The following is a 16259-nucleotide window of genomic DNA, read 5'->3' as shown; positions in this document are numbered from 1 at the left end:
TCTATGTTTCTCTTATTTTTCCTCTTTTCCCCTCTTAGGATAAATTAGGTAAATTTTAAGTCTATGAATTTTTTTCCATCTTTTTTCTCACAAAATCTATGCTACGATGAGTTTGTCAGTCAGACAGGCTGTCAAAAACAAATCGTGTGAAAACAAATTAAAACTTTATATAGGGGGACACACATCATGAAAAAGCGTGTTTTATTATCTGTAGCTGCTGCAACGGCACTTACTTTAGGAGTATCTTCTTTAGATGCACAAGCTGCAACAGTACAACCATCTAACGTAAAGGTTCAAAATATTCAGCATTCAAAAGTGATGATGAAGCAAATGAGCCAACAAGAATTACAAGCATTCTTACAATCTATGGGCGTTGAGTCATTAGCACAATGGCAACAAGGAAACTTCCAACCAAATTGCATTATTCCTGGTCAACAACCTACTGAAAATGTTGTAACTGAGCAACCAACAGCTAAGCCAGAAACTCAAAAGCCTGCTGAGCAAAAACCAGTTGAGCAAAAGCCTGCTGAAGAAGTTCAAAAACCAGAAGCTCAAAAACCTGCTGAAAACAACAATACTCAAAAACCTGCTGAACAAAAACCTGCTGAGCAAAAGCCTGCTGAAGAAGCAAAATCTTTAAGCGAATTCGAACAACGTGTTGTTGAATTAACAAACGCTGAACGTGCAAAACAAGGCTTACCAGCACTAAAAATCGATACTGAATTAAGCAAAGTAGCACGTGTTAAATCTGAAGATATGCAGAAGAATAACTACTTTGATCATAACAGCCCTACATACGGGTCTCCGTTTGACATGATGAAGAAGTTTGGTATTTCATATACATCTGCAGGTGAAAACATCGCTCAAGGCCAACGTACACCTGAAGAAGTAGTACAAGCTTGGATGAACAGTGCTGGACACCGTGCAAACATCTTAAATAATGGCTTCACTCACATCGGTGTTGGCTATGTAGAAAGCGGCAACTACTGGACACAACAATTTATTACGAAGTAAATAGATTAAAAGAGTCTTCCCATAATGAGAAGACTCTTTTTTACGTTTCATAACTTTCTATTATGTATGAGTATAAAGCATAGAACATAAACAAAATAGAACCACCACTTATTACGCTAAGTAACACATAAAATCCCCATTTCAAGTTCAAAAACAATGAAAACAATATACTACATGCCATCACTTGAAAAATCCGCCTACTCACTAAACGAATTTTTTTTAATTTGATTGGGTCTTTTTCTGTACTCTGAACTTTTTTAAACGCCTTACTCAGCATAAAAAGAAACATACTAATCCCAATTGTTAATCCTGTTTGAAAGGATATCATGCTTCCAAAATTAATAAAGAGAATGAGCATATGGATAAACAACATAAATAAAGTAATCGTCTTTAGAAATCCACTTATAATGATATGCTCACCTTCATTAAACTTATATATATTATGTGAAATAATATACACGAATCCATGTAAAAAAATAATAAGACAAGGAATAAATGCTATAACAACTTGTTTACTCATAAACTCGTTTGGCTCACCATTTTCATTCCAATGTACTGCCATAAGGTTTGGTAAGTATGGATAAAGGCATAGAGTAACTAAAAGACAAGCGAAAAATATTCCTAGTATATATTTATATTTGACCAAGTGATTCTCACCTCTCTTTTCTCTTAACGGCTTCGCTTCTTTTAGAGAAATTCCTGCAAGAATCTACTTTTCTCAAATTTAAACTTACACTTTACGCATTCATTCTTTGAAATTCTTTCATTGTATGATTTAATTTTATCGGAAATGGTATATCTACTTCGATCTCTTCTTTCGTAATTGGATGCAAGAAATGAATCTTCATCGCATGTAATGCTTGCCTGGACATATATTTCGTTTGTCCACCGTATAATACATCTCCAACTAATGGATTACCATGATAGCTCATATGAACACGAATTTGATGTGTTCTACCTGTTTCTAATTGTAACGTTACGAACGTAGCATTTTGTTTTTTAAAATACTTCTCTACTTTATAATATGTGATTGCTTGGTCCCCCTTTGGAGAAACACGTCTTCTCGTCGCATGATGGCGATCTCTTCCAATAGCTGCGTCAATTGTTCCTTGCTTACCTTTTACTTTCCCTTCCACAAGCGCCGCATATGTTCTTTTAATTTTTCGTTCCATTAATAAACGATCCATAATTGCACCAGCAATTCTATGCTTAGCAAACACGACACCACCTGTCGTATCTTTATCTAACCGATGAATATGACGAACCTTCGTCTCTAAACCTTGCATTTGAAAATGAAAAGCAACAAGGTTTGCAAGTGTTCCCGTTCCACCTTTTTCCGCAGGATGCGTATCCATCTTCTCAGGCTTATTTACGATGAGTACGTGATCATCTTCATACACTACATGTAATTCACCATACTCAGGCTCTACATCGTACTCTTCCTCCATAAACATATGAACTTGTAACTTATCGCCCTCTTTTAAAAGCTCATTCCATCTTCTCTGTTCTCCATTAACAGTAACACCTTTTTCCATACGAAGCTGATGTAACAACTTTTTCGGTATTTCCCATTCTATTTTTAATAATGACTCAATGCTTATACCATTCCACTTCGCTGGAACAGTCATTTCGCACCATTCGCCCTTTTTCTTCGTTTCCATACTGTATCACCTTATTTCTATTGATTCTCTCATTGTAACGGAAAACACAATTTGATGCACCGTCAAAAATAGAGGACAGTCTTATAGTAGACTGCCCCCTCACGCTCTACGCCGTTTCATTTCCTGCAATACTTCTTCTGCTTTTTGCTCATAGGATAAATCTTTAAAGAAATCCGCCAATCTTTTATAATCATTATACGTATCTAATAAATCATCCATCTTTTCTACTTTCATCACTTGTTGTTTTTGCTTCATTTTTACTGGATAACGATAGCCCGATACCTCTTGTATTTTGTAATACTCATCCTCTACCTGAATGACCTTTACAAGTTCCTCCTCTTCCGCATCCATCGTATATCCATCAAAATCTCTAAGCAATTCATAAATGATATGAGTCCATTCATCCTTTGGATAAAATCCTTTTTCTAACCGATAACCGACAATGCGATACATATGCCCATCGTTTTCTGCAAACTGTACTGTATCATTTAGCTTAAACTTAAAATAACGAAACATTGCCTTCACCTACTTATATGTAATGTTCTTATCACATACTATTTGCAAAATGTGGGTCTTGCTATTCATAAAAAAATACTCATCTTATAGATGAGTATTTTTTACGATGATTTTTCTCTTTTCTTTCGGAATGGTAACCACCAGTTCCAGTCTCCAAACAATTTCATTAAACTTGGTACGAGCATAAGACGAATAATTGTTGCATCAAGGAATATCGCTAATGCAACGCCAAGCCCCATCTGCCTTACTGGTAAAATATCAGTAAAAGCGAACGCACCAGTTACAACAATCATAATTAACGCGGCTGATGTAATGATTCTACTCGTTGACACAAGTCCTTCTAACGTCGCTTGATCATTATCTCCTGTTTCTTCATATAGCTCATGAATACGTGAAATAAGAAAGACTTCATAATCCATACTAAGCCCAAATACGAGACCGAAAATGAAGATTGGTAAGACAAATAGAACAGGACTCGCTTCTAATCCAAAATGCCCACCTTCAAATAACCAAACAACAATTCCAATTGTTGCGCTTAAACTAAGTATATTCATAATAATTGCCTTAATTGGAATGAGGATAGATCGGAATGCAAATAATAATATAACAAAGGTCGATCCAAATATAACAGACATACCAATAGCAACTTTATCTTTAATTTCATCTTCTAACTCTTGTTGGAACGTCGTCATTCCGCCTAAATAATACGTAACATCTGTTTCTTTATAATTTTGTTTAAAATCACGAACCCACTGTTTGGCAGTTTCAGTACGTGGTTTTGTTTTCAAAAAGACTTCTATCGTCGTCTTATTCTCTTTCGTATACGCTTCAAATACAGGAGCTAGTTTCGCTGCTTCTCGCGATGCTAATATTCCAGCAACTTGATCTGCTTTCATACCTGTTAACCCGTCGTATAAACTTCTTACTTCATGTACTTTTTTATCATCTTTTAACTTTTGAACGACTTCTCCTAGCTGTTCTAAACTTTCTTTTTCTTTCATATCTTTTTTCGTTTCTACTACTAACGTAACATCAGCGTGTGTTTTAACAGTTTTATTAAATGCTTCTTCATACTTTTCATATGCAATCCTTGTATCACTCTGTTTAGGTAAAGCTTCCACGTCAGGGAACTGCAAATTCGCAGTACGTAACGGCAATAAGCAAATAACAATAAATGTTGTAACAACAATAATCATTGCGATTGGATGTTTCATTACAAATTGTGCAAATGTACGCCACGCCTTTGCCGGCGTATGTGCTACTTGATTCTTTTTTAATATTCGTTTACCGATTAGCGATAATAGCGCTGGAAGAAGTGTGAGTGAGAATACAATACTCATAATCACAACAATCATTCCGCTAATAGCAACAGACTGAATATAATCTATCTTAAAGAAAAACAAACCAGACAGTCCGACAAATACACATAATCCCGAAAATACGATAGCGCGACCTGCTGTCTGATATGTAATTGATATCGCTTCTTTTACCGTTCGTTTTGCAACTTCCTCTCGAAAGCGATTTACAAATAATAGAGCAAAATCAATGGATAGTGCAAGTCCAATCATCGGTGCAACATTTAACACAAAGATAGATAGTTCCTTATCGGCACCTATAAAGTATAATATGCCCATCGTACTAATAACACTAAGTGCCCCATTTACAATTGGTAAAATAGATGCCAAAAGGCTACCAAATGAAAATAGTAATACGAGAAATGCGATTGGTAATCCAATCATCTCTGCTACTTTTAAATCATTTTGCGTCCTTTCATTAATCTCTTGATTAATTTTTGGAAACCCTGTAGGCGTTACTTTTAATGCTTTATTACTTTCCTTTTCGATTTTATCAGCAAATTGCAATGTCTTTTCCATTCGTTCCTTATTTGTTTTCCCGGAAAATAAAATTGTCGCATAGCCGATATCATCTTGTAACATTTCTTTATTTTGCACTGGATGATGGAAAGATTCATATGTCTCTTCCTCTTGTACATTTTTTACAATTCCCTCTACTTGTTTTTGAAATTCCTCATGTGAAACACCTTTATTTTTTTCAAAGACGAGTAACAGCGTATCTTGAGACCTCTTAAAATCTTTATCTAAAATTTCTTTTGTTTTTTGATAGTCTCCTTCCGTTTGGAAGCCATCACCACCTAATACTCCCGGTAGCTTTGGAGCGAAAATACCGAGTGCGATCGCAATCAATAGTAATACTACAATTACTGTATAACGAAACTGATACAAAAAAGCGCCTAACTTCCCCCACTTATCTACTTCATGTACATTTGTTTTCACACATTTTCACCTACTTTACATAATTCAATTGTCATTTATACTGTATCACATCTTCGTACAAACAAAAAACGTCTAGAAACACTATAATGATAGTTTTTCTAGACGTTTTTTTATCCCGCTTTATAAAGCCCCAATCTCTCGGTAAGTAAACGATGGCAGTAAATCGCCATAATTAACAAAATACCACCTACGCAATAACCAGCTAAAATATCAGTTGGATAGTGTACATTTAAAATAACTCTACTTAATCCAATCGATACAATGACTATTCCCATCAAAATCGTTATAACATATTTCCCTGTTACACTCTTCAAATTAGCGGCAATGATATAAGCAAGAAACCCGAATGTCATAATAGATAACATTGCATGCCCACTAGGGAAACTATACCCAAGTGCATCCAACGCTTCATTTAACGACGGACGCTCCCTTTTCGCAATTTCTTTTATCCCTTTATTTACAAGATGTGTTACTAAAATACCAACTGGATATACGATCATCGCAGCATAATAACGTTTTCTCCAAAAAACAAGTAAACTTATAACGAGCGTAGTTACAATTCCAATGGCAGACCCTAATTTTGTATAGTGTGAGAAAAATGTAAGCGAACCTTCTGTTTGTAATCCTTTTATAAATCCTCGGATATATGTATCCATCACTGTAACGCCACCAGCATGTACGCGCCAAGCAACAATGCCAAATACAGCAAGTAATAAACCGATACACATTCCCTCATATTGATGCAACTTCTTCTTCAAACGATTTCCTCCTACTATGAAAAAATGCGATTTCTACTTTAGAAACCGCATTTTCTCACTTATTTACCTTTTGTTTTTAACTCTGTCCAGTAACGGTCGTAGTCTTTTAGCTTATCGTCTACATCCACAAGCCATTCTGTACGATCTAATTCTTCTTTCGTTAAGAAGATCATGTGGTTTTCACGATATTCTTTACTATGAAGAGGATGAGCTTTTTCATTTGGATTACTGTATCCAATTGACTCGTAGTTTTTCACACTTACTTTTTCATCTAATAAGTAGTTCATAAACTTCTCTGCAAGCTCTTTGTTTTTCGCACCTTTTGGAATTGCTAACGTATCCGCCCAAATTGTGCCGCCTTCTTTTGGTACAACATACTCTACATCTTTATTATCTTTTGCAATAAATGCTGCATCCCCAGACCAAACTGTGCCGATCCAAGCATCTTCTGTAATAAATTTTTGTTTAATATTATCTGTATCAAATGCTAATAAGTTTGGAAGCAGCTTCTTTAAATCATCTGCTGCTGTCTTTAACTGCGCATCGTCTTTCGTGCTGTTTGAGAAACCATGCTTCTTAAGACCCATACCTAATACTTCACGAGAATCATTTAATAAAGTTACATGCCCTTTATATTTCTCATTCCATAAGTCAGCCCAGCTTGTAGGTGCTTCTTTCACATACTTTTTATTGTATGCAATCCCTGTTACACCCCAAGTGTATACTAAAGAATATTTATTCTCTGGATCAAACGCAGGTGTTTTGAAATTAGAAACCATATTTTCGATATTCGGGATATTCTTTTTGTCTAACGGCGCTAATAAATCCATTTTTGCCATTGTTTTAACCATGTAATCTGATGGCTGAATTAAATCATACTTCGCGCCACCAGCTTGTAATTTCGCAAGCATTTCTTCATTACTTGCGTACTTATCATAGTTAATTTTCACGTTATATTTCTTTTCAAAATCTCTTAGCACTTGCTCATCAAAATTGTCAGCCCAGCTATAAATGTTTAACTCTTCTTTCTTTTCACCACAACCAGCAAGTACACCAGCAACAAGACTAAAGCTAATTGCTGCGCCGGCTAATCTTTTCATTAATTTCATCGGTTTATTACCCCCTCGTACTTTCTATATCGTTCGTATTATAAAGGAAGGTGTCCTCCAGAGTTTTCTTCACCATCTGCACCTTTGTTACGGAAGATTTCAGATAGAACCATTAATCCTACGATAGCTACAATTAAAATTGTAGAAAGTGCATTAATTTCTGGTGATACTCCGCGCTTAACCATACTGTAAATGTATAATGGCAATGTTGTTGATCCTGGTCCTGATACGAAGAAACTAATTACAAAATCATCAATTGATAATGTGAATGTTAATAATGCGGCTGAAATAACTCCTGGTGCAATTGCCGGGAACGTTACAAAGCGAAACGTTTGCCAAGGCGTAGCTCCTAAATCATTCGCAGCCTCTTCTAAATCACGTCCCATGCCAGAAAGACGTGCTGCTAAAATAACGACAACAAATGAAATACTAAATGTAATGTGTGCAATAATAATTGTTGTTTTACCAAGCTCCATACCTAATTGACTAAATAAAATAAGTAAAGATAATCCCATTAAAATATCAGGAATTAAAATTGGTAAATACACAAGACCGTTAATGGCCCCTTCATAACGATATTTATAACGATGTAATGCAATCGCGAAAATCACACCAAGAACAGTCGTTACAATCGTCGTTACAATCGCAATCGTCATACTATTTACAAATGCATCAATAACATCTTGTTTTTGAAATAAATCTGTATACCAATGGAATGTGAATCCTTCCCATTCCGCATTAATGCGCGAATCATTGAAGGAATATACCATTAAAACCATCATTGGAAAATACAAGAACAATAAAATTAACCAAGAATAAGAAACTAAAAACTTCTTCATCTTTGCCTATTCCCCTCCGTTCCCATCATATTTATATACTTTCGTTGCACGATAATATAAGTAAATTAACAGAACAGAGAATAGAACAACAATCATAGATAACGCAGATCCAAACGGCCAGTCACGCGCTCCTAAGAATTGATTTTGAATTACGTTTCCGATTAATGCTACTTTCGATCCACCCATAACGTCAGATACAACAAACATTCCGATAGAAGAAACAAACACTAAAATAGAACCAGTAGCAATCCCTGACATTGTCATTGGTACTGTAACATTCCAAAATGCCTTTACTGGTGTTGCCCCTAAATCATAAGCTGCTTCTAGCTTACGCTTATCAAGCTGCTCAATTGCTGCATACACTGGTAAAATCATAAATGGTAGTAAAGAATATACCATTCCGAGTATTACAGAAGGTGTATTATATAGTAAATTTAAAGGTTCACTAATAATCCCTAGTTTCAATAGCAATGTGTTTACAAGACCTTGTGAACGTAAAATAACAATCCATGCGTATGAACGAACAAGGAAGTTAATCCAAAACGGGATCGTTGCCAATAATAAAAGAATTGAACGGTATTTACGATCAACAATTGTAATTGTATAAGCAAATGGATAACCAATTACTAAACAGATTACTGTAGTAATAACTGCAATCTTAACAGTTTCCCATAACGTTCCCATGTATAGTGGATCAAACACACGAGCTATATTCTCTAAAGTAAATTGCATCTCCACTGTTCCGTATGCTCCGCGCTGCATAAAGGCAAATGCCAATACAAACAGAAGGGGAATTAGGAAGAAGATTAACAGCCACGCAACTGTAGGTAGTGCGAGTAATTTCCCTTTTTTCAATTTAAGGTCACCTCGTCCTCTTGCTCCCAGCCTACGTATACATTATCTCCAATGCTCCACTGCGCTGCTTCTTCAGCAGTTTGATATGCCATTAGTAATTCTGATGTTTTCTCATCACGTACATAAAGCTTTTCCATATTTCCAACAAACTCAATGTCTTCAATATGTCCAAGATGGTATTCTTTTAAAATCGGTTCTTCAACCGAACGTACTTTTACGTTTTCAGGGCGAATTGCTACATAGCCTTCCCCGTTTTTCACAATATTATTTTCACCGATAAACGTCGCAACGAACAACGTTTTCGGCTTATTATAAATTTCTTTTGGCGTTCCGATTTGTTCAATATGTCCTTTATTCATAACTACGATACGATCACTCATGCTCATCGCCTCTTCTTGATCGTGCGTTACGTATATGAATGTAATTCCTAAATTACGTTGTAAGTTTTTCAATTCACGTTGCAAATCTTTTCTTAACTTAAAGTCTAACGCCCCAAGTGGCTCATCTAGTAATAGTACACGCGGATTATTTACAATTGCTCTCGCAATTGCTACACGCTGCTGTTGTCCACCAGAAAGCTTTGCAGGTTTACGATTACGGAACTCAAGTAACTGCGTTAAACGCATTGCCTCTTCAGCACGCTCTTTTTGCTCTGCTGCCGGTACTTTCTGCATTTTCATACCGAAACAAATATTTTTCTCCACATTCATATGTGGGAATAGCGCATAATGTTGGAACACTAGGTTCATATGACGCTTATATGGTGGCAAATTGTTAATCTTTTCATCATCTAATAAAAGATTCCCTTTAGTTGGTGTTTCAAAACCCGCGATCATACGAAGTAACGTCGTTTTCCCGCAACCACTCGGTCCTAAAATCGTTAAAAATTCTCCTTCTTTAATGTCTAAAGAAAGAGGTGGGATAATCACTTGATTTCCAAAATGTTTTTCTACTGCTTCAACTTTAATAATCTTTTTCATTTTCCCGTCCTATCTACCTTAAATTTTAATTTTTATATTCATGAATAAATATTTATGTTCTATAGACTATTTTTTTGTTTCGATCCAAACAAAAATGGTTGTTTAGCAGCGTTCTCTTCTATTCTTTATGTAGTATGTTTGATTCATTTTCGCATGATACATAACATCGAACAGAAAAACCCCTTCCATTGCGAAGGGGTTATTATCATACGGCTACGCCTACTGATAAACACCATCATCATTTTAACAACTTTCGTATGAATTTTAAAGCACTTTTTGTAGAAGAGTAACGAATTTTCATATCGAATGCCGTAGATTGGGCTAAAATGCTTTTATAATGTGAAAAAGTCCGAAAACTTTCTTCCCCATGATAACTCCCTAATCCACTGCTTCCAACGCCCCCAAAAGGTAAATATGGCGTTGCAAGATGATAGACAACATCGTTAATACAGCCTCCGCCGTATGAAATATTACTCGTCACTTTCTTTTGTACTTCTTTATCTTCAGAAAATACATATAACGCTAATGGCTTTGGATGTTGCTGAATTGTGTCAATTACATCTTCTATGTTGTCGTATTCTATAATTGGTAAAATCGGACCAAAAATTTCATCTTCCATAACCGCATCTTGCCATGTAATATTCGTTACTACTGTCGGTTCAATATGTAATGTATCTTTCTTATAATTCCCGCCGATTACAACTTGACCATCTTGTAAAAATCGACATAATCGTTCAAAATGACGCTCGCTCACAATGCGCACGTAATTGTCATTTTGCAAAGGTTCTTTTCCATACTGCTCCGCAATTTCGTGTCGTAATGCCTCGATTAACTGTTCTTTCACCGAAGCATGCACGTACATATAATCAGGCGCTACACACGTTTGCCCTGCATTTAAAAACTTACCCCAAACAATTCGTCTTGCTGTTACATCTATTTTTGCATCTTTATGTACAATACACGGACTTTTTCCGCCAAGTTCTAACGTGAGTGGCGTCAACCGTTTCGCAGCTGCTTCCATCACAACTTTTCCGACACCGACACTACCTGTAAAGAAAATATAATCAAACGGTTCCTTTAACAATTCCGTACTCTCTTCTACACCGCCTTCTAATACAGCTACAAGCTCTTCTTGGAATAATTCCTCTACCATTCTCTTAAGCACTTTTGAAACGTTTGGCGTTAGCTCTGATGGCTTTAAAATGATTGTATTTCCAGCTGCCAACGCTCCTACAAGTGGTGCAATTGCTAATTGAAACGGATAGTTCCACGGTGCAATAATAAGTGTCACACCATATGGTTCAGGTACTACTTTCCCCTTTGATCCAAAATGAGTGAGTGCTGTTCGAACCCGCTTCGGTTTACTCCACGATGAAATATGCTTCAATTGAAAGGAAATTTCTTTTAATACATATCCAACTTCCGTTGTAAACGACTCATGAACTGACTTATTTAAATCTAATTTCAATGCTTGAAATATTTCCTCTTCAAAGCGCTGAATGCCTTCATAAAGCTTCTTCAAATTATTCTTTCTCACTTCTATACTTCTCGTATGGCCACGATAAAAATATGCTTTTTGTTTATTTACAATAGAAGAAACACTCATTCATTCACCTTCTCCCACTATTTTTATCCAATTCTTTCATTATTTATATAGACTTTATATGTAACTAATTTTCATCCGTAAAGTTACATTATATATAATTTCTTCTTGCATATAAAATTCATTGCTCACAAAAAAACTACCGAAAGAAAATCTTTCGGTAGTTTTGCTGTATTAACGATATAAACGAACAGCACCTGCAGAATTATCATCAGCTTGTCCTACTACTTCAAACTTCAGGCCAAGATTCGGTAAAATACGTCCTGCATCTGGAATCTGTTTATTAATATACGTTTTCGAATCATCAAACTTCGGTACGCCTGCTAAGCCATTATACGTATACGTTCCGCGCGTTGGAGATACAACTTGCCAAGCTGGCGTTTTATCGAATGAGAACGCCGCATCAGCGATTTGGAATCGTGTACTACTTTCAATTGTCGGTTTACCATTTAAAGTTCCTACAATTGCTTCTGGATGAGAATCCACTACACCAAGGAAACCATGTCCTGGATGTAAACCAACCCAGTTATCTGTGTAAGCTGAGTCTGCATACCATACAACCATACCAGAGTTATATTCTGGACCGCGAGCAAATTTCAATGCGCTATCTGATCCAGTATGATTTCTCCACTCTACATAGTAGTTATGTTTTTTCTTCTCAGTTCCGTTAGAAACTGCAAAACCATCTAATTTAAATTGTGGTGTACCTTCTGCATCATCAGAGAATACTACTTTACCATCTACTGTTAATGAAGCATTATCAAGTAAGAAACCGTTTAATGCTAAGCCACCATCTGTAATGTACTCAAATGTTAATTTTACTTTCTTACCTTTGAATTGGCTTAAATCATATGATTTATCAATCCATTTTCCATTTGTCGAATCAGCATTTCCACTATTTGCTTTCTCACCAAGTTTTTCAATTAGCGTTTTTTGACCATCTTCTGTTACAGCATGTACTTCAAGGAAATCATACTCCGCTTCGATTTCATATAACGATTTGAAATCAAATTTCGCATTCGTTGCATTCGTTAAATCGAACAATGGTGTTTCTAACGTTGTATGCAGATTGTCACCTTTTGTGCTGTAGTAATACTGCTTACCAAACGCTGGAGCAATCGTTTTTATATCTTTATCAGGTAAGTTTACACGAATCATACCTGGTCTTGCTGATTTCGTAACACTTTGGTCTAAATATGTTGCTAGACCGATACCTTTATTTAATTTCTCGTAATCTACTTCTACGATATTCGCCCAGTTACCACCAATTGTTTTTTGGAAAAACTCTTTGTTTTGTGGTGAGAAACTCGTTGGCGTTGTTCCTGCAATCTTACCAGCCCAGCTTCCGCCACTCATAACAGACCAAGCTTGAATTGGCTCACCATGACCAGTATAGTCTGTATCATACTCATCTGGAAGACCTAAATCATGACCGTATTCATGTGCGAATACACCAACCGCGCCATCTTCTGGTTCAATTGTGTAGTCGAATGCTGCGATTTTTCCGCCCCAATATGGAACTTTCGCTTGTGTACCTTCAATTGGGAATGGTTTTGGTCCAACTGTCCAACGGTGTGACCAAATTGCATCGTCACCTAATTTACCACCGCCCGCTTCTTGTCCAACACCTGCATGAATGATCATTAAGTGATCGATTAAACCGTCCGGTTGTTTTTGATTTCCATCACCATTTACATCGTATTGATCGAACTGATCAAACTCAGATAAATCAATACCGCTATCTACAGCTGCTTTTAATGCATCTTTTACTAAATCACGTGGTCCTTTTGGTCCTTTATTATCATGCCCTGTAGCAGCATCTGCACCATAATCAGCAGCTTTACCAGGAACTGTTAACCATTTTGTAACTGTTCCGTCTACTGTATAACTACCACCAGATTGCTCTTCGTAATACTGTTTAAACGTTTCGATTTTGCTTCCATCCTCTAATGCGAATGGCTCATCACCGAATAACATTTTTTCATAATGTTCTTTGTTAAAGTCTTCCGAATACATATAGCCAGGCTCTTTATCGATATTGTTATGTTTAAAGTCAGCGTACTCTACAAGTAAAACGAGTACTTTATCTTTACGAACATCACCGTTGTATGCTTTTTCCTTCGCTGGAGATGTTGGTACTTTACCATTTAGACTACCCCTAACTGGTCCTGTCGCTGCAGGTGTTCCTGTTGCAGGTTTATCTAACTTTTCTTTCGTATCTGCTTTCGCATCTTTCACTTTCTTTAAAAAGTCAGATGCTTCTTTCGTAAGTGGGTCCCCATTTGTTACTTCTTTCCCAGGATTTTCACCCTTTTTGTTCTCTACGTATTGTTCGACAGCTTTCTTTGTTTCTTTCTCTGAAGCCTTCGAATCAATTACCCCACGTTTTTTTAGCGCATCCGCTAAACGTTCTTCCGGAATTAAATGATCATCAACTGGGCTCGTAGCTGTCTTATTCACAGGCGTTTCAGCATATGCAGATTGAGTACCAGCTCCGAACGAAAGGCCTAATACAGCTGTCAAAGCGATTGAAGATAAAACTTTGAACGGTTTCTTGTTCATCCCTTATTTCCTCCCCTAATAAATAATATGTATTACAAATTGAATTTTATTAAAAATTCAATATTTTTTCAATATTTAGTCATATTATGTAATGTTTTTAATATATTTGTAAAAATTCCATAGTTAGCATACGAGCATATCACAATTCAACAATGTTTTCTGAAAATATTGAAAATATTTGTCAGAAACTTTATAATCGCCATAGAGGGAATTTAATGGGGATTTTATCTTTGTTTTATCTACAAAATATTTGATAATTCACTACATAAAAATACAAAATCTGATTGCATTATCACGTATTCTGTAGCAGCAGTTATGACCGATAATTAGGGAGGAATTACATTTGTACAAAGATAAGACTGACGCATTGGATCAAGAATGGATTGATTTAATACTTGAAGCACTAGACGCTGGTATCGCCTTGCAAGATATCGAACATTTTTTCCAACGTACGAAACCATCAAGCCAGGCTCAATAGGTTTGTTCTTTTTAAAGAAGTTTATGTTATAATAATGACATCATAAGACGACGACATATTGATAGAAAGGTGCGCAAATATGATTGGAGAACGTATAAAACGCCTGCGTTTACAAAAAGGTATTTCATTAACTGAACTTGCCGAAAAAGCCGGTGTTGCTAAATCTTACATTAGTTCTATAGAACGAAATTTACAAAAAAACCCTTCCATTCAGTTTCTTGAAAAGATCGCAGCAGTTCTACAAATTCCAGTTGACACTCTACTTCATGATGAAACAACAAAGGAAAATCACTTAGACTCCGAATGGACACAACTCGTTAAAGATGCGATGAGCTCCGGCGTCTCCAAAGAACAATTTCGTGAATTTCTTGAATTTACAAAATGGAAGCAAGATCAAAAATAATAAATAGAAAGAAGTGCTTACAATCGGCACTTCTTTTTTCTTTATAAAAAAAAGCGGGGGATACCCGCTTTTTTATTATTTTTCTTCTCCAGCTTCTTGGTTAGCATTGAATGTCCATTCTAAATTCAATGAATCACCTTGGAAGATATTTTGGTCTTTTCCATCATCTACAAATTCAAATTGTACCCATAAATAATCCTCTGTACCAGCTTCTAATCCACCCTTTTCTCCCCACTCAGGAGCAAAGATGTCTTTAGCTAAAAGATCTGGGTCAGTTTTTTGTAAGTCTGCTAAAGTTGTTTCATATACAGGCTCACTTTGTTTATCCCAGTTCCAAAGGAATTTCACTTTAACGTGCTTACCAAAGTCTTCACCAGCATTATCACCTTTTGCATCTTGTACAGTATACTTTGTCGCTAGTTTAACATCTTTAATTGTTAATGAACCGCTATTCTTTAATAAGAACTCTTTCTTAATAGAATCCCCTGGTTTTAAATCTTTAATATCTACAAGCGTTTTAGGGTCTAATGTAAGATCTAACGTCCCAGCTGCAAATGTATTGTTCGATACTTCTTTATCGCTAAAGTAAGCGAATGTTCCTCCACCAATTAAAGATAACCCCAGTGCCGCTGATGCAACTCCCATACCTAATTTCTTTTTCAGACTCACAATCAATTCCCCCTAGCTGTTTTTTATATTTTTACCCCTTATTTTTCAATAAGGAACATAAAGAAAACTACATTAGCTTCGCTAACATTCGTTCTCTTTTAAAAACCTTAAGTTCATTATAACGAACAACACTGTATAAATACAACATTTTTTTATTAGTATTTTCAGTTATTTTTATTTCTCAATACTATTTTAAATTTTCAAATAAATGTTGAGAAATAAAGAAAACAAGCTGAATAGGTGAGGCGCAATGCTCTCTCACCTATTCAGCTCTATAACCTCTATTCGCTCTGAAATATTGCTGTATTTTACTTGCTATCTTTATTTTTCTGTTCTTCTTGTTTCTTCTTCTCTTCCAGCTTTTTCGCCTCTTCTCGCTTCTTCTCTTCTAGCTTTTTTGCCTCTTCTTGCTTCTTACTCTCCTCTAGTTTTTTCGCCTCTTCTTGCTTCTTACTTTCTTCTAGTTTTTTCGCTTCTTCTTGCTTCTTACTCTCTTCTAGTTTTTTCGCTTCTTCTTG

At 36.0% G+C, this 16259-nt stretch carries 16 protein-coding genes; 3 read left to right on the top strand and 13 right to left on the bottom strand.

Translation table 11 applies throughout. The features are described 5' to 3' along the window. Positions 1–186 precede the first annotated feature (186 nt). A complete protein-coding gene (locus tag KI369_RS02215) occupies positions 187–1014 on the top strand; it encodes a CAP domain-containing protein (RefSeq protein ID WP_000747605.1) in 828 nt (275 codons plus the stop codon). A gap of 40 nt (positions 1015–1054) precedes the next feature. Here KI369_RS02215 and KI369_RS02210 read toward each other — a convergent pair whose 3' ends face one another. The 11 genes from KI369_RS02210 to inhA1 all read right to left on the bottom strand — a co-directional run bounded on the left by KI369_RS02210 (position 1055) and on the right by inhA1 (position 14191). Further along, the gene (locus KI369_RS02210; RefSeq protein ID WP_212954932.1) at positions 1055–1660 is read right to left on the bottom strand and encodes a DUF1648 domain-containing protein; all 606 of its coding nucleotides are present in this window, start codon (positions 1658–1660) and stop codon (positions 1055–1057) included. A gap of 91 nt (positions 1661–1751) precedes the next feature. Beyond that, entirely contained in the window at positions 1752–2675 is a 924-nt protein-coding gene (locus tag KI369_RS02205) for an RluA family pseudouridine synthase (RefSeq protein WP_212954931.1), read from the bottom strand. 99 nt (positions 2676–2774) lie between these two features. Continuing rightward, a complete protein-coding gene (locus KI369_RS02200) occupies positions 2775–3191 on the bottom strand; it encodes a YodN-related protein (RefSeq protein WP_060630031.1) in 417 nt (138 codons plus the stop codon). A gap of 101 nt (positions 3192–3292) precedes the next feature. After that, entirely contained in the window at positions 3293–5485 is a 2193-nt protein-coding gene (locus KI369_RS02195; protein ID WP_212954930.1) for an MMPL family transporter, read from the bottom strand. Positions 5486–5595: 110 nt separating this feature from the next. Continuing rightward, the gene (locus KI369_RS02190) at positions 5596–6243 is read right to left on the bottom strand and encodes a phosphatase PAP2 family protein (RefSeq protein ID WP_212954929.1); all 648 of its coding nucleotides are present in this window, start codon (positions 6241–6243) and stop codon (positions 5596–5598) included. Positions 6244–6302: 59 nt separating this feature from the next. After that, on the bottom strand, positions 6303–7352 hold the full coding sequence (gene potD / locus KI369_RS02185) for a polyamine ABC transporter substrate-binding protein (protein WP_212954928.1): 1050 nt from the start codon (positions 7350–7352) through the stop codon (positions 6303–6305). Between the two features lie 38 nt (positions 7353–7390). After that, on the bottom strand, positions 7391–8191 hold the full coding sequence (gene potC, locus KI369_RS02180) for a spermidine/putrescine ABC transporter permease PotC (RefSeq protein ID WP_000714198.1): 801 nt from the start codon (positions 8189–8191) through the stop codon (positions 7391–7393). 6 nt (positions 8192–8197) lie between these two features. Continuing rightward, positions 8198–9046 carry a spermidine/putrescine ABC transporter permease PotB gene (potB, locus tag KI369_RS02175; protein WP_000715496.1) on the bottom strand — a complete coding sequence of 283 codons (849 nt, stop codon included), beginning with the start codon at positions 9044–9046 and terminating at the stop codon, positions 8198–8200. Then, a complete protein-coding gene (potA, locus tag KI369_RS02170; RefSeq protein WP_212954927.1) occupies positions 9043–10026 on the bottom strand; it encodes an ABC transporter ATP-binding protein in 984 nt (327 codons plus the stop codon). The genes potB and potA overlap by 4 nt, the downstream gene beginning before the upstream one ends. Positions 10027–10264: 238 nt before the next feature. Then, complete coding sequence (locus tag KI369_RS02165) at positions 10265–11632, bottom strand: aldehyde dehydrogenase (protein WP_212954926.1); 1368 nt, start codon at positions 11630–11632, stop codon at positions 10265–10267. Between the two features lie 171 nt (positions 11633–11803). Then, the gene (gene inhA1, locus KI369_RS02160) at positions 11804–14191 is read right to left on the bottom strand and encodes a M6 family metalloprotease immune inhibitor InhA1 (RefSeq protein ID WP_212954925.1); all 2388 of its coding nucleotides are present in this window, start codon (positions 14189–14191) and stop codon (positions 11804–11806) included. Positions 14192–14534: 343 nt separating this feature from the next. Between inhA1 and KI369_RS02155 the strand changes: the two genes are divergently transcribed. Together KI369_RS02155 and KI369_RS02150 are read left to right on the top strand one after the other, a co-directional pair. After that, on the top strand, positions 14535–14669 hold the full coding sequence (locus tag KI369_RS02155; protein WP_060630024.1) for an anti-repressor SinI family protein: 135 nt from the start codon (positions 14535–14537) through the stop codon (positions 14667–14669). Between the two features lie 79 nt (positions 14670–14748). Next, positions 14749–15072 (top strand): helix-turn-helix domain-containing protein, encoded by a 324-nt coding sequence (locus tag KI369_RS02150; RefSeq protein WP_000578882.1) that lies wholly within the window; start codon positions 14749–14751, stop codon positions 15070–15072. Between the two features lie 75 nt (positions 15073–15147). On the opposite strand, the gene calY is transcribed toward KI369_RS02150, so the two are convergent. Both calY and KI369_RS02140 read right to left on the bottom strand, forming a co-directional pair. After that, positions 15148–15741, bottom strand: a complete 594-nt coding sequence (gene calY / locus KI369_RS02145; protein WP_144613659.1) for a biofilm matrix protein CalY — start codon at positions 15739–15741, stop codon at positions 15148–15150. 308 nt (positions 15742–16049) lie between these two features. After that, a partial coding sequence (locus KI369_RS02140; RefSeq protein WP_212954924.1) for a hypothetical protein occupies positions 16050–16259 on the bottom strand: 210 nt, incomplete at its 5' end.

Source organism: Bacillus sanguinis (genome assembly GCF_018332475.1).
Lineage (GTDB): Bacteria > Bacillota > Bacilli > Bacillales > Bacillaceae_G > Bacillus_A > Bacillus_A sanguinis.
This window is presented reverse-complemented; position numbering and strand designations above follow the sequence as displayed.